The organism is Ketogulonicigenium robustum (assembly GCF_002117445.1).
Classification (GTDB): domain Bacteria; phylum Pseudomonadota; class Alphaproteobacteria; order Rhodobacterales; family Rhodobacteraceae; genus Ketogulonicigenium; species Ketogulonicigenium robustum.
The window spans coordinates 908,179-921,444 of sequence record NZ_CP019937.1; the positions used below are offsets into that span (position 1 = coordinate 908,179).

12 protein-coding genes are annotated in these 13,266 nt (G+C 63.5%); 6 read left to right on the forward strand and 6 right to left on the reverse strand.

What is annotated here, in order from left to right; translation table 11 throughout:
* Window position 1: 1 nt before the first annotated feature.
* The 4 genes from BVG79_RS04630 (at window position 2) to BVG79_RS04645 (ending at window position 5,605) form a co-directional block, all read left to right on the forward strand.
* Complete coding sequence (locus BVG79_RS04630; protein ID WP_085785855.1) at window positions 2-3,856, forward strand: baseplate multidomain protein megatron; 3,855 nt, start codon at window positions 2-4, stop codon at window positions 3,854-3,856.
* On the forward strand, window positions 3,853-4,140 hold the full coding sequence (locus BVG79_RS04635; RefSeq protein ID WP_085785856.1) for a DUF7742 family protein: 288 nt from the start codon (window positions 3,853-3,855) through the stop codon (window positions 4,138-4,140). Before BVG79_RS04630 ends, BVG79_RS04635 begins: the two co-directional genes overlap by 4 nt.
* A 27-nt stretch (window positions 4,141-4,167) precedes the next feature.
* The gene (gene cysE / locus BVG79_RS04640) at window positions 4,168-4,980 is read left to right on the forward strand and encodes a serine O-acetyltransferase (protein WP_085785857.1); all 813 of its coding nucleotides are present in this window, start codon (window positions 4,168-4,170) and stop codon (window positions 4,978-4,980) included.
* A gap of 145 nt (window positions 4,981-5,125) precedes the next feature.
* On the forward strand, window positions 5,126-5,605 hold the full coding sequence (locus BVG79_RS04645) for a paraquat-inducible protein A (RefSeq protein ID WP_085785858.1): 480 nt from the start codon (window positions 5,126-5,128) through the stop codon (window positions 5,603-5,605).
* A 47-nt stretch (window positions 5,606-5,652) separates the two neighbouring features.
* Here the strand turns inward: BVG79_RS04645 and BVG79_RS04650 are convergent, their stop codons facing one another.
* From BVG79_RS04650 to BVG79_RS04675, 6 genes are all read right to left on the reverse strand, one after another.
* Window positions 5,653-6,921, reverse strand: a complete 1,269-nt coding sequence (locus tag BVG79_RS04650) for a pyruvate dehydrogenase complex dihydrolipoamide acetyltransferase (protein ID WP_085785859.1) — start codon at window positions 6,919-6,921, stop codon at window positions 5,653-5,655.
* A gap of 12 nt (window positions 6,922-6,933) precedes the next feature.
* Window positions 6,934-8,301, reverse strand: coding sequence for a pyruvate dehydrogenase complex E1 component subunit beta (locus BVG79_RS04655; RefSeq protein WP_085785860.1), 1,368 nt, complete (start codon window positions 8,299-8,301; stop codon window positions 6,934-6,936).
* A 13-nt stretch (window positions 8,302-8,314) separates the two neighbouring features.
* Entirely contained in the window at window positions 8,315-9,325 is a 1,011-nt protein-coding gene (pdhA, locus tag BVG79_RS04660) for a pyruvate dehydrogenase (acetyl-transferring) E1 component subunit alpha (RefSeq protein WP_085785861.1), read from the reverse strand.
* A gap of 106 nt (window positions 9,326-9,431) precedes the next feature.
* The gene (locus BVG79_RS04665) at window positions 9,432-9,725 is read right to left on the reverse strand and encodes an FtsB family cell division protein (RefSeq protein WP_085785862.1); all 294 of its coding nucleotides are present in this window, start codon (window positions 9,723-9,725) and stop codon (window positions 9,432-9,434) included.
* Window positions 9,726-9,834: 109 nt separating this feature from the next.
* Entirely contained in the window at window positions 9,835-10,764 is a 930-nt protein-coding gene (locus BVG79_RS04670; RefSeq protein WP_085785863.1) for a class I fructose-bisphosphate aldolase, read from the reverse strand.
* Window positions 10,765-10,863: 99 nt separating this feature from the next.
* Entirely contained in the window at window positions 10,864-12,051 is a 1,188-nt protein-coding gene (locus BVG79_RS04675; protein WP_085785864.1) for a phosphoglycerate kinase, read from the reverse strand.
* A 130-nt stretch (window positions 12,052-12,181) separates the two neighbouring features.
* Here BVG79_RS04675 and BVG79_RS04680 point away from each other — a divergent pair, with 130 nt between their 5' ends.
* Both BVG79_RS04680 and BVG79_RS04685 read left to right on the forward strand, forming a co-directional pair.
* Complete coding sequence (locus BVG79_RS04680) at window positions 12,182-12,694, forward strand: peptidylprolyl isomerase (RefSeq protein WP_085785865.1); 513 nt, start codon at window positions 12,182-12,184, stop codon at window positions 12,692-12,694.
* Window positions 12,684-13,241, forward strand: coding sequence for a peptidylprolyl isomerase (locus tag BVG79_RS04685; protein ID WP_085785866.1), 558 nt, complete (start codon window positions 12,684-12,686; stop codon window positions 13,239-13,241). The genes BVG79_RS04680 and BVG79_RS04685 overlap by 11 nt, the downstream gene beginning before the upstream one ends.
* Window positions 13,242-13,266: the final 25 nt, after the last annotated feature.

Consider the following 13,266-nt stretch of genomic DNA (forward strand, 5'->3'; position numbering starts at 1 on the left):
CATGGCAACTCTCGTTCTTTCGGCCGTCGGGGCCGCCGCAGGCAGCACAATCGGCGGCGGCGCGCTGGGCCTGTCGTCCATGGTCATCGGTCGCGCCGTCGGTGCCGTCGCAGGCCGCATGATCGATCAACGCCTGCTGGGCGGCAGCGCCGATCCCGTCGAAACCGGCCGCGTCGACCGCCTGCGCATTACCGGCGCATCCGAAGGCGCGGCCATGGCCCGCATCTACGGCCGCATGCGCGTCGCGGGGCAGGTGATCTGGGCCACCAATTTCATGGAAACCAGCCAAACCACCCGCGCAGGCAAAGGCCAACCGGGCACCACTGCCTACAGCTACACCATCAGCCTCGCCATCGCGCTGTGCGAAGGCCCGATCAACGGCATCGGCCGCATCTGGGCCGACGGGACCGAGATCGCCCCCTCCAGCATGACCCTGCGCCTCTACCACGGCGACGCGACCCAACAGCCCGACCCCCGCATCAGCGCGGTTGAGGGGCCAGACAACGCGCCCGCCTATCGTGGCACCGCCTATGTGTTGATCGAGGACCTCGACCTCGCCCCCTTCGGCAACCGCGTCCCCCAATTCAACTTCGAGGTGATCCGCAACGACACCACCCGCGACGATAGCTGGGCCGGCGTCGTCCAATCCGTCGCGCTTATCCCCGGCACGGGCGAATACGCGCTGGCCACCGAACCGGTCGCGCTGCACTATTCCTATGCACATCAGGAAACCGTCAACGAAAACAGCCCCAGCGGCAAAAGCGACCTGATGACGTCGCTCGACCAAATGAACACCGAACTGCCGCGCGTCAAATCCGTCTCGCTGGTGGTGTCGTGGTTCGGCGACGACCTGCGGGCAGGGCACTGCACCGTGCAGCCCAAAGTCGAACAAACCCCCTTTGACGCCCCGACCCAGCCGTGGCGGGCAGGCGGCATCACACGCGCGCAGGCCGCCACGGTGCCGCGCCTGAACGACGCGCCGGTCTATGGCGGCACGCCGGGTGATACATCGGTGATCCAATCCATCCGCGCCATCCGCGCCCGCGGGCAAGAGGTGATGTTCTACCCCTTCATCCTGATGGACCAACAGGCCGACAACACCCTGCCGAACCCGTGGACGGGGACGGAAGGCCAGCCCGCCATGCCGTGGCGCGGGCGCATTACCACAGCGCTCGCCCCCGGCCTGCCCAACAGCCCCCACGGCACCGCCGCCGCCGATGCGCAGGTCGCAGCCTTTTTCGGAACCGCCGCCCCCAGCGACTTCCGCTGGGATGGCACGCGCCTGCACTATACCGGCCCCGCCGAATGGTCGCTGCGCCGCTTCATCCTGCACTACGCCCACCTGTGCACCGCTGCGGGCGGCGTCGATAGCTTCTGCATCGGATCGGAAATGGTCGCGCTGACCCAAATCCGCGGCGCCACCGGCTTTCCGGCGGTCGATGCCCTGTGCCAACTGGCCACCGACGTCCGCGCCATCCTCGGCCCCGACACCAAAATCAGCTATGCCGCGGATTGGAGCGAGTACCACGGCACCCAACCCGCAGGCACCAGCGACAAATACTTCCACCTCGACCCCCTCTGGGCGCACGAGGCGATCGACTTCATCGGCATCGACAACTACATGCCGCTGTCTGACTGGCGCGACGGCACGGCCCATGCCGACGCCGCCGCAGGCGCGATCTACAACCTCGACTACCTGCGCAGCAACGTCGCCGGCGGCGAGATGTACGACTGGTTCTATGCCAGTGATGAATCGCGCGATGCACAAATTCGCACGCCTATAACAGATGGTTACGGGCAGGAATGGATGTGGCGCATGAAGGATATCCTCGGCTGGTGGTCAAACGCCCACTTCAACCGCGTTGACGGCGATGTCGGCGCGGCCAGCCCGTGGCAGCCAAGATCAAAACCCATCCGCTTCACCGAAATCGGCTGCGCGGCTATCGACAAAGGCACCAACCAACCCAACAAATTCCTCGATCCGAAATCATCGGAATCCGCGCTGCCTTACTATTCCAACGGCCTGCGGGATGACTTCATCCAGCTGCAATACCTGCGCGCGCTGACCCAACACTATGCTGACCCCGCCAACAACCCACCATCCGACCTTTATGACGGTCCGATGATCGAGATGGACTACGCCCACGTCTGGGCCTGGGACGCGCGCCCGTTCCCGTGGTTCCCCGCACGCCAAAACCTGTGGTCTGACGGCACAAATTACGACCGTGGCCACTGGCTGAACGGCCGTGCGGGCGGGCGCGCGTTGCAGTCGCTGGTGGGCGAAATCTGCACAGGCGCGCAAATGGGCCCCGTCGACACCAGCGCCCTGTGGGGAACAGTCCACGGCTACGCGCTGGATCAGGTCACTACGGGCCGCGCCGCGCTGCAACCGCTCATGCTCTCGCACGGGTTCGATGCAGTGTCGAAAGACGGCACCTTCACCTTCCAAACCCGCCACGGCCGCCCCGTGCTGACCGTGTCGCCAGATGAGCTGGTGCAGACCGATCCCGACACTGCGGCCTTGATCCTGACCCGCCAACCCGAGGCCGAAATGGCGGGCCAAGTCCGCGTGTCCTTCATCGCCGCCGAGGGTGACTTCGCCACCGGCGCCGCCGACGCCGTCTTGCCCGACGCCCGCGCCGATACCGTGGCGCAAAGCGAGCTGCCCCTGCTGATGACCCGCGCCGACGCCAAAGCCGCGGCCGAGCGCTGGCTAGCGGAATCGCGCCTTGCCCGCGAAACGGCAACCCTCGCGCTGCCCCCGTCACGCGGCTGGCTGCAGGTCGGCGACGTGCTGCGCGTGGCCGATATGGATCTGCGCATCGACCAAATGGAACGCGGCCACCATCTGGCCGTCACCGCCACCCGCGTTTCGGACACGCTTTATCAGCGGCACGACGTGCTGGCCGACATCGAACAACCCGCCGCCTACGCGCCGCCCATGCCCGTCGCAGCGACATTCCTCGACCTGCCATCCGAGGACGGCGTGGCCGCCCATATCGCGCTGACATCCGCGACCTGGCCCGGCGAGGTCGTCGTCCAAAGCGCCGCCGCTGGCGCAACCCCCGCCACGGTCGCCCGCGTCGGCAGCCCCAGCGTCGTTGGCGAAACGCTGACCCCGCTGCCCGCCGCCCGTGCAGGGGTGCTCGACCGTGGCCCTGCGCTGCGCGTCAAACTCATCTCGGGCGACCTTGGCGGGGCCAGCCTTGCCGCGCTGCTGGATGGCGCGAACCTTGCCGCGCTGGGCGATGGCGAAAGCGATGTGTGGGAAGTGTTCCAGTTCGCCGGGGCCGAGCTGGTCGGCCCGCAGGAATACGCCCTGACTCTGCGCCTGCGCGGCCAAGGCGGCACCGATGGCATCATGCCCCCCGTCTGGCCGGTAGGCACGCGGTTCATCTTGCTGGATCAACACGTTGCATCGCTGCCCGCGCCCCCGCGCGGTGTCGCGCGCGACTGGCTGTGGGGCCCCGCACAGCGCCCGACGACCGACCGCACATGGCGCAGCGCAACACGCGCCTTTGCGGGCATCGCCTTGCGCCCCTATGCGCCGTGCCACCTGCGCAGCACGCGCAGCGGCGGTGATGTGACGCTGGGCTGGCAGCGCCGTACGCGCAGCGGCGGCGACAGTTGGGACGGCCTCGACGTGCCGCTGGCCGAGGATGCCGAAGCCTACCGCCTGCGTCTGTTGCAAGGCGGCAGCGTGCTGCGCGATGTGGTCGTGGGCAGCCCGGCCTTCACCTATACCGCCGCGATGCGGACCGCCGATGCCGCATCCGGCCCCATTACGGTCGAGGTTGCGCAACTGTCGCAGGCCTATGGTGCCGGCCCCGCGCTGGTCGTGGATCTGGCGCTGTGACCCCGCATTTGGGCGATATCGATTTGGCGGCGCGCTGGTTACTGGCGCGCCCCCAAGCCGACTGGGGCCGCGCACTGGGCGAGATGGACTTTCGCCTGGCCGCCGCGCGCGCCCATGTGGCCGCCACGCAACGCATCCACCCTGATTGGGGCGACGGGTCGGTTATGGCGCTGGTTCTGTCGCAACGCTTGGGCCATTTCGTGCCCGCGGGGGCGCAGGGTAGGCTGTATTTATCGGCACTGGCCACTGCGGCCTTTCATTTTTCCCAAAAACTGCCTAGCTGAGGGAAGAAACCACCCCCGAAGGACGCCATGGCCCAGCCTCGCCCCCAAATCGCCCAATGCGACCCACTTTGGCAGCAACTGCGCGCCGAGGCCGAAAAGGCTGTGGCGGGCGAGCCGATTCTGGGCAGCATCATTCACGCGGGTATTTTGTATCAGCAAAGCTTCGAGCGGGCGCTGGCGTATCGCATTTCGATGAAGCTGGGCAATGCCGAGATCTCCGCCCAAGCCCTGCGCGAGATCGCCGACGAGGCGATTACCGCCGACCCCAGCATCGCGCAGGCCGCGCGGGCCGATATGCAGGCGGTTTTCGACCGCGACCCCGCCTGCCACAGCCTGTTACAGCCGCTGCTGTTTTTTAAAGGCTATCTGGCGATTCAAAGCTATCGTATCGCGCATTGGCTGTGGGATCAGGGCCGCCACGAGCTGGCCTATCTGATCCAGCTGCGCATGAGCGAGGTCTTCACCGTCGATATCCACCCCGCCGCGCGGATAGGGCGCGGCTTGATGATTGACCACGGTCACAGCATCGTCATTGGCGAGACGGCGGTTGTGGGCGATGACGTGTCGATGCTGCATGACGTGACGCTGGGCGGTACTGGCAAGCACGACGGCGACCGCCACCCAAAGATCGGCAACGGGGTTCTGATCGGGGCGGGCGCGCGGGTTTTGGGGAATATCCACGTCGGTGATTACTCACGGATCGCAGCAGGCTCGATGGTGCTTAAAGATGTGCCCGATTGTGTGACCGTGGCGGGGGTCCCGGCCAAAGTCGTGGGCACAGGGGGCTGTTCAAAGCCTGCCTCGCAGATGGATCAGGGGTTCGAGGCGGTCGGGGAATGAATTCTCTTGTCGGCCGCGCGAAAAAAAAGCCCGTTGCGAATTTTATACGCGCGGGTAAGTATTACGTTGCAGCGACACAGTGTGTTTGAAATAAATTCAACTTTGCAGAAAGAGTTCTGAGTCTATTCTGCAGGGTTTCTGAAAATTGAAATATCTTAAAATAGCTAATCTGTCGTTGTTGGTGCTATTCCCGATTTCGTGGTTTGTACCGCTGCTCTACACAGGGTTATTCAAGCCGATTACCTTCCGATGGCCTAATCGAACCTTGTTCGAGCTAAGTGAAGTGACCATCGTTTCCGGATTGTCTTCGCTGTGGTCATCCTCGCCGGGATTGGCTTTGATTGTGACAGCCGCTGCAATTTTCTTCCCCATACTAAAGATTTTGGGGATCGCCATGGTGCAGTTTGGTCTGATGGACGCAAAGCTGGCGCCCTTAATGTCTTGGATCGGCAAGTTCGCAATGGCCGATATTTTTCTGCTATCGCTCTATGTGCTGATTTTTAAGGGTATGGGTGTGGGTGAAGTGCGCGTCGGGTGGGGAATGTATCTATTTACGTTCTGCGTTGTAGCGTCGATTGTTATTTCCGCACTGACGGAAAAGCTTTTAAAGGCGAAAGCGGCTTGATCTGTCGCTGAAATTGAAAAGGCCGGGGAAGCTCCCCGGCCTTTTGCTTATGCCAACATCGTCAGCGGATTTTCGAGGTTTTCGACAATCGCGGTCAGCAGGTGGGCCCCCAGCGCACCATCGATCACGCGGTGGTCGACCGAGAGTGTCAGCGACATCAGCGTGGCGGTGGTGATTTCGCCATCTTCACCCACGATGGGCTTTTTGATGCCCGCGCCGACAGCCAGAATTGCGCCCTGCGGGGGGTTGATCACGGCGTCGAAATTCTCGACGCCGAACATGCCGAGGTTCGAGATCGAGAAGCTGCCGCCCTGATAGTCTTGGGGTTGCAGTTTCTTGTCGCGTGCGCGTTTGGCCAGATCTTTCATCTCGTGCGAGAGGGCCGAGATGCTTTTGCTGTCCGCGTCGCGGATGACGGGGGTGAAGAGGCCACCCTCGACCGCGACGGCGATGGCCACGTCCGACGCCTTCATCTGCACGATGCGGTCGCCGGCAAAGATCGCATTCGCTTTCGGCACTTGTTGCAGCGCGGTGGCGCAGGCCTTGATGACGAAATCGTTCACCGAGATCTTGATGCCGCGCGGGCCCAGTTTTGCGTTCAGGTCGGCGCGGAAGGCCATCAACGCATCCAAGTTGACCGAGCGGCGCAGGTAGAAGTGCGGCACGGTCTGCTTGGCCTCGGTCAGGCGGGCGGCGATGGTCTTGCGCATGCCGTCCAGCTTGATCTCGGTGTAGTCGCGGCCCTGATACATCTTCAGGATCTGTTCGGCGGCGGTGCTGGATGCTGCCGGTGTGGCGGCAACTGGTGCAGGCGCGGCGGCTGCAGCGGCTTTCGGCGCGGCAGTTGCGTTTTCGACGTCTGCGCGGACGATGCGGCCATGGGGGCCGCTGCCCGCGATGGCGTTCAGGTCAAGGCCCTTGTCGGCGGCGATGCGGCGGGCAAGGGGCGATGCGAAGACGCGCTCGCCCTTTTCAACCGGTGCTGCGACGGGCGCGGCCGCCGTAACGGGGGCCGGTGTCGGCGCAGCTTCGGCTTTGGGGGCCGCGGCCTTGGGGGCGGCAACCTCAGTCTCGCCATCTTCTAGCAGAATGGCGATCAGGCTGTTGACTTTCACCCCTTCGCTGCCTGCTGGCAGGACGATCTTGCCGATGACGCCTTCGTCGACGGCCTCGAATTCCATCGTGGCCTTATCGGTTTCGATTTCGGCCAGAATGTCGCCGGATTTGACGGTGTCGCCCTCGGACACCAGCCATTTCGCAATGGTGCCTTCCTCCATCGTGGGGGACAGGGCAGGCATCAGGATTTCAATCGACATTGCGCGTTTCCCTTAGCGATAGGTGACTTTGCGGGCGGCCTCGACGACGTCGTCGACGGTCACCAGCGCCAGCTTTTCAAGGTTGGCTGCGTAGGGCATGGGGACATCCTTGCCGGTCACGTTGATGACAGGCGCGTCGAGGTAGTCGAACGCTTCCATCATGATGACGGACGAAATGAAGTTCCCCACCGACGATTGCGGCCAGCCTTCTTCGACCGTGACACAGCGGTTCGTTTTGCGGACCGAGGCGAGGATCGTTTCAGTGTCCATCGGGCGGATGGTACGCAGGTCGATCACCTCGGCGTCGATGCCCTGTTCGGCCAGCTTTTCGGCGGCGGCGAGGGTGTGGGTCATGCCGATGCCAAAGGACACCAGCGTCACATCCTTGCCCTCGCGGGCGATGCGGGCCTTGCCGATCGGCACGGTCCAGTCATCGACCTGCGGCACGTCGAAGCTGCGGCCGTAGAGGATTTCGTTTTCGAGGAAAATCACAGGGTTATTGTCGCGGATGGCCGATTTCAGCAGGCCTTTGGCGTCGGCTGCGGTGTAAGGCATCACGACTTTCAGGCCGGGGATCTGGCTGTACCATGCGGCGTAATCTTGGCTGTGTTGCGCGCCCACGCGGGCGGCCGCGCCGTTCGGGCCACGGAACACCATCGGCGCGCCCATTTGGCCGCCCGACATATACAGCGTTTTCGCGGCCGAGTTGATGATCTGGTCAATCGCCTGCATGGCGAAGTTGAAGGTCATGAATTCGACAATCGGGCGCAGTGTGCCGAACGCCGCGCCGACGGCGATGCCGGTAAAGCCGTGTTCGGTGATCGGGGTGTCGATGATGCGCTTGGCGTCGAATTCGTCCAGCAGGCCTTGGCTGACCTTATAGGCGCCTTGGTATTCGGCGACTTCTTCGCCCATCAGGAAGACGGTGTCGTCGGCGCGCATTTCCTCGGCCATCGCTTCGCGCAGGGCTTCGCGGACGGTCATGGTTTTGGTGGGCGTGCCTTCGGGCCATTCGGGGGCGAAGGTGGCGGGGGCGGCTTTGGGGGTGGCTGCAATAGGGGTTGCTGCGGGGGCTGCTGTTGCGACCGGTGCTGCTGCTGGCGCTGCGGCAGGTGCAGGGGCTGCGCTCGCGTCTTCGCCTTCGGCCAGCAAGGTGGCGATGGCGGTGTTGACGGCGATGGCCTCGGTGCCCTCGGCGACCAGCAGTTCGCCGATCACGCCTTCGTCGACGGCCTCGAATTCCATCGTGGCTTTGTCGGTTTCGATCTCGGCCAGAATGTCGCCGGACTTGACGGTATCACCCGCCTTCACCAGCCATTTGGCCAACGTGCCTTCTTCCATTGTGGGGGAAAGGGCGGGCATCAGGATTTGGATTGCCATTTTCGGTTTCCCCTTAGGCGTAAATATCGGTCCAGAGCTCGGACAGCGCGGGCTCGGGGCTTTCTTTGGCGAATTCAGCCGAATCGTTCACGATGGCTTTGATGTCGGCGTCGATCTTTTTCAGATCATCTTCCGTGGCATGGCCGCCGGTCAGCAGAATTTGGCGCACCTGTTCGATCGGGTCGCGCTCGTCCTTCATCTTTTGGACTTCATCGCGCGAGCGGTATTTCGCCGGATCGGACATCGAGTGGCCGCGGTAGCGATAGGTGTTCATTTCCAGAATATAGGGGCCTTTGCCCGCGCGGCAGTGGGCGACGGCGCGGTCGGCGGCCTCGCGCACGGCCAGAACGTCCATGCCGTCCACTTCTTCGCCAGTGATGCCGTAAGCTTCACCGCGCTTCCACAGCGATGGCGATTTGGTCGAGCGTTGAACCGAGGTGCCCATGGCGTAGTGGTTGTTTTCGATGACGAAAATCACCGGCAAATCCCACAGCTGGGCCATGTTGTACGTCTCGTACACCTGACCTTGGTTCGCGGCGCCGTCACCGAAATAGGCGAAGGTTACGCGGTCGTTGCCAAGGTATTTGTCGGCAAAGGCCAGACCCGCGCCGATTGGCACCTGCGCGCCGACGATGCCGTGGCCGCCGTAGAAGTGACGCTCTTTGCTGAACATGTGCATCGAGCCGCCTTTCCCCTTGGAATAGCCGCCTTCGCGGCCGGTCAGCTCGGCCATCACGCCGCGGGGATCCATGCCGCTGGCCAGCATCTGGCCGTGGTCGCGGTAGGATGTGACGCGCTTGTCACCTTCGCCGGCCGCAGCTTCCAGCCCGACGACGACGGCTTCTTGGCCGATGTACAGGTGGCAGAACCCGCCGATCAGCCCCATGCCATACAGCTGGCCTGCCTTTTCCTCGAACCGGCGGATCAGCAGCATGTCGCGGTAGTATTTCAACAGGTCTTCGACAGCGACGTTCGACTTCGGTTTGACGTCGCTTGCCGAAGTGGCAGCTTTGCGTGTGGCCATTGCGGGTCTTCTCCCCTTGCGATCAGGTTCCCGTGAAATGCGGGATAGTTCAACGTTGAACGATCTTTATAGTATCCGCGCGGAAATTGCGAGAGGCAAGAGGCGATCAGCGCGGAACCACCTCGTCCGCGCGGACATAGCCCAGTACGTTGCGGGCCCGTTCGTCCAGCAGATCAAGGTCGAGGTAGGCGTCAGACAGGCGGCGCGTCAGGTTTTCAAGTTGCGATTGTTCGGCCCGCAGCTGGCCCAGTTCGGCGCGCAGGGCGTCTGCCTCGGCATTGAGTTCAACCCTGCGGAAGACGCCGTAATCGCCCTGAATGGCTGCAAACATGAAATACAGCCCAGCCGTAAAGGCCGCGCCGAAAAAGATGATGCTAAAGGCCGGGCGGGATTTTTTCATGGCGGTGTCACAGCGGTTTCTGCGCGCACTGTGCCACGACTGCGCTGGAAAAGGAATTCCAGAAACGAAAAAGGCGGGCATTGCGCCCGCCTTTGCCGAAGGGTGCGGGTTATGCCTTACCCTTATAGATGTCGACCAGCGTGTTCAGCATGGCCAGCGCATCTTCGCGCGAGCGTTGGAAGCTGTTGCGCCCGATGATCGAGCCGTTGCCGCCGCCGTCGCGGATGGCGCGGGCGTCGTCGTAGACCGAATCCGCGCCCTTGGCCGCGCCGCCCGAGAAGACGATGATGCGGCGACCGTTGAACGAGGATTGCACGCAGTGCTGCACCCGCTCGGTCATGGTGGCGACGGGGATCTGTTCTTTCTCGTAGACCTTCTTGGCTTCGGGCAGCATCAGGTGGTCGGTCGAGAGTTTGATTTTGATGATATGCGCGCCCAACAGCGCGGCGATATGCGCGGCATAGGCGGCAACGTCGATGGCGGTTTCGCCGTCTTTGGTCACAGCCTCGCCACGGGGGTACGACCAGATGACGGTTGCGACGCCTTTGGCGGCGGCCTCTTTCCGCATCTCGACGATTTCTTCGAACATATCGAGGGCCATGTCCGAGCCGGGATAGATGGTGAACCCGATGGCCGCGCAGCCAAGGCGCAGCGCATCATCGACCGATGCGGTGATCGCTTGGTTCTTGCCAGCGGTGTCCGACATCAGCGAGTTGGCCGAGTTCACCTTTAGGATCGTCGGGATTTGGCCGGCGAAGGTGTCGGCGCCAGCCTCTAGCGGGCCGAGGGGGGCGGCATAGGCGGACAGGCCTGCGTCGATCGCCAGTTGGTAGTGGTAGTGGGGGTCGTAGCCTGCGGGGTTCGGGGCGAAGCTGCGGGCGGGGCCGTGCTCGAACCCTTGGTCGACGGGCAGGATGATCAGCTTGCCGGTGCCGCCCAGCTTGCCTTCCATCAGGATGCGGGCAAGGTTGCCCTTCACACCGGCGTTTTCGCCTTCGTAGTTTTTCAGGATATTCTGAACGATGCGCGTGGTCTTCATGGTGGCATGGCCCCTTTAGGAACGGTTCGGCCCAGCCATAGAAAAGCAAACGGGCTGGCGCAATTGTGTTAGCGCCAACCCATTGTCAGTTTTATGACTTTAGCCCAAAGCCGCGACGCCCGGCAGCGTTTTGCCTTCCATCCATTCAAGGAAAGCACCGCCGGCGGTCGAGATATAGGTGAAGTCATCGGCGACGCCCGCGTGGTTCAGCGCGCCGACGGTATCGCCGCCGCCTGCCACGCTGACCAGCAGCCCGTCGCGCGTCAGGGCGGCAGCGGCCTGTGCGGCGGCGGTGGTGGCGGCATCGAACGGGGTCAGTTCGAACGCGCCCAGCGGGCCGTTCCAGACCAGCGTTTTGCACTTGGCAAAAATTTGCGCCAGCGCGGCGACGGTGGCGGGGCCTGCGTCCAGAATCATCGCATCGGGGGGGCAGGCATCGGCGGCGACGGTCTCGTGGGCCGCGTTCGCCTTGAATTCGTGGGCGACGACGACGTCGGTCGGCAGCACGATGGTGCAGCCTGCGCCTGCCGCCTTGGCCGTGATGTCGCGTGCGGTTTGCGCCAGGTCATGTTCGCACAGCGATTTGCCGACATCGGCGCCGTTGGCGGCCAAGAACGTGTTGGCCATGCCGCCGCCGATGACCAGATAGTCGACCTTGGTGATCAGGTTCGACAGCAAGTCCAGTTTGGTCGACACTTTGGCCCCGCCCACGATGGCCACAACGGGGCGTTCGGGTTTGGTCAGCGCCGATTCCAGGGCAGACAGTTCCTCTGCCATCAGCAGGCCCGCGCAGCTGGGCAGCAGGTGGGCGACCCCTTCGGTCGAGGCGTGGGCGCGGTGGGCGGCGCTGAAGGCATCGTTGCAATACACATCGCCCAAGCTGGCCAGCGCGGCGGCAAAGGCGGGGTCGTTCGTTTCCTCGCCCGCGTGGAAGCGGGTGTTTTCCAGCAGCAGCACGCCATCGGCGGGCAGGGCGGCGACGGCGGCCTCGGCCTGCGGGCCGACGCAGTCGGGGGCGAACGCGACTTGTTGCCCCAGCGCGGTCGACAGTGCGGGCAGCACGCGCGCCAGCGACATTTCGGGGACGACCTTGCCCTTGGGCCGGTCAAAGTGGGCCAGCAGGATCGTGCGCCCACCCATGGCCTGAATCGTCTTGATCGTCGGCACGATGCGGTCGATCCGCGTCGTATCCAGCACGCGGTCCCCCTCCATCGGGACGTTGATGTCCACGCGCAGCAGCACTTTTTTGCCGTTCAGGTCCATCTGAGAAAGCGATTTCCAGCCCATTTTTTACCCCCCTTGGGTTATTCCTGCGCGAACAAGTGCATGAACCGCGATACTAGGTCAACGCAGCATGGTTGCCTTGGCGCGCGTCAAGCGCCATATCTGCGTCAGTCGACCGTAAAAGGAGCCAGCCATGGCCGAGATCAAAGATCCCGAAAACACCATCATCATCACGCTGAAAGACGGCCCTGTCGTTATCGAGCTGCTGCCCGATGTTGCGCCCAAGCACAGCGAGCGCATGAAAGAGCTGGCCCGTGCCGGCAAATACGACAACGTGGCCTTCCACCGCGTGATCGAAGGGTTCATGGCGCAGACCGGCGATGTCGAACATGCGAACATGGAAAGCCCCAGCTACGACGCCCGCCGCGCTGGCACGGGCGGTTCGGATCTGCCCGATCTGCCGTCGGAATTCTCGGCCCTGCCGCATGACCGTGGTACGCTGGGTGCGGCGCGTTCGATGAACCCGCACAGCGCGAACAGCCAGTTCTTCATCAACTTCAGCGACAACCACTTCCTGAACCGCCAGTACACTGTGTACGGCCGCGTGATTTCGGGCATGGAATTCGTCGACAAAATCGCGCGCGGCGAGCCGCCTGCGAACCCCGATCGTATGATCTCGGTCAAGGTTGCGGCTGATGTTGCGTAAGCTGCTGGCAGGCGTAGCCCTGTCGCTGGTCGCCTCGGCTGCCGGCGCAGTCGGCTTGCAGATTGATGTCGCGGGCGAGGCCAACGGCACCATCACCATCGAGCTGCTGCCCGATGTCGCCCCCAAGCACGTCGCGCAGATCACTGCGCTGGCCGCCGAGGGCAAGTATGATGGCGTGGTGTTCCACCGCGTGATCGACGGGTTCATGGCGCAGACGGGTGATGTGCAATACGGGCGTCTGGACGGTGATATACGCCGCGCCGGCACTGGCGGTTCCGATCTGCCGAACATCCCCGCCGAGTTTTCAGACGTTCCGTTCGAGCGCGGCGTTGTCGGCATGGCCCGCGCGCAAGATCCGAACAGTGCGAACAGCCAGTTCTTCATCATGTTCGCGCCCGGCGATTTCCTGAACGGGCAGTATACCGTTGTGGGTCGCGTGACCGAGGGTATGGATGTGGTCGATGCGATCAAGAAGGGCTCGCAAGCGTCCAACGGGTCGGTCGATGGAACGCCTGATGTGATGACATCGGTGCGCGTCACCGAATAAGGAAAAAGCCCCGCGTTTGCGGGGC

Bases quoted from the DNA above. Each gene is read 5' to 3' on its own strand.
- BVG79_RS04630 (WP_085785855.1), top strand. From the start codon at position 2: ATGGCAACTCTCGTTCTTTCGGCCGTCGGGGCCGCCGCAGGCAGCACA.
- cysE (WP_085785857.1), top strand. From the start codon at position 4,168: ATGGCCCAGCCTCGCCCCCAAATCGCCCAATGCGACCCACTTTGGCAG.
- BVG79_RS04650 (WP_085785859.1), bottom strand. From the start codon at position 6,921: ATGTCGATTGAAATCCTGATGCCTGCCCTGTCCCCCACGATGGAGGAA.
- BVG79_RS04655 (WP_085785860.1), bottom strand. From the start codon at position 8,301: ATGGCAATCCAAATCCTGATGCCCGCCCTTTCCCCCACAATGGAAGAA.
- pdhA (WP_085785861.1), bottom strand. From the start codon at position 9,325: ATGGCCACACGCAAAGCTGCCACTTCGGCAAGCGACGTCAAACCGAAG.
- BVG79_RS04665 (WP_085785862.1), bottom strand. From the start codon at position 9,725: ATGAAAAAATCCCGCCCGGCCTTTAGCATCATCTTTTTCGGCGCGGCC.
- BVG79_RS04670 (WP_085785863.1), bottom strand. From the start codon at position 10,764: ATGAAGACCACGCGCATCGTTCAGAATATCCTGAAAAACTACGAAGGC.
- BVG79_RS04675 (WP_085785864.1), bottom strand. From the start codon at position 12,051: ATGGGCTGGAAATCGCTTTCTCAGATGGACCTGAACGGCAAAAAAGTG.
- BVG79_RS04680 (WP_085785865.1), top strand. From the start codon at position 12,182: ATGGCCGAGATCAAAGATCCCGAAAACACCATCATCATCACGCTGAAA.
- BVG79_RS04685 (WP_085785866.1), top strand. From the start codon at position 12,684: ATGTTGCGTAAGCTGCTGGCAGGCGTAGCCCTGTCGCTGGTCGCCTCG.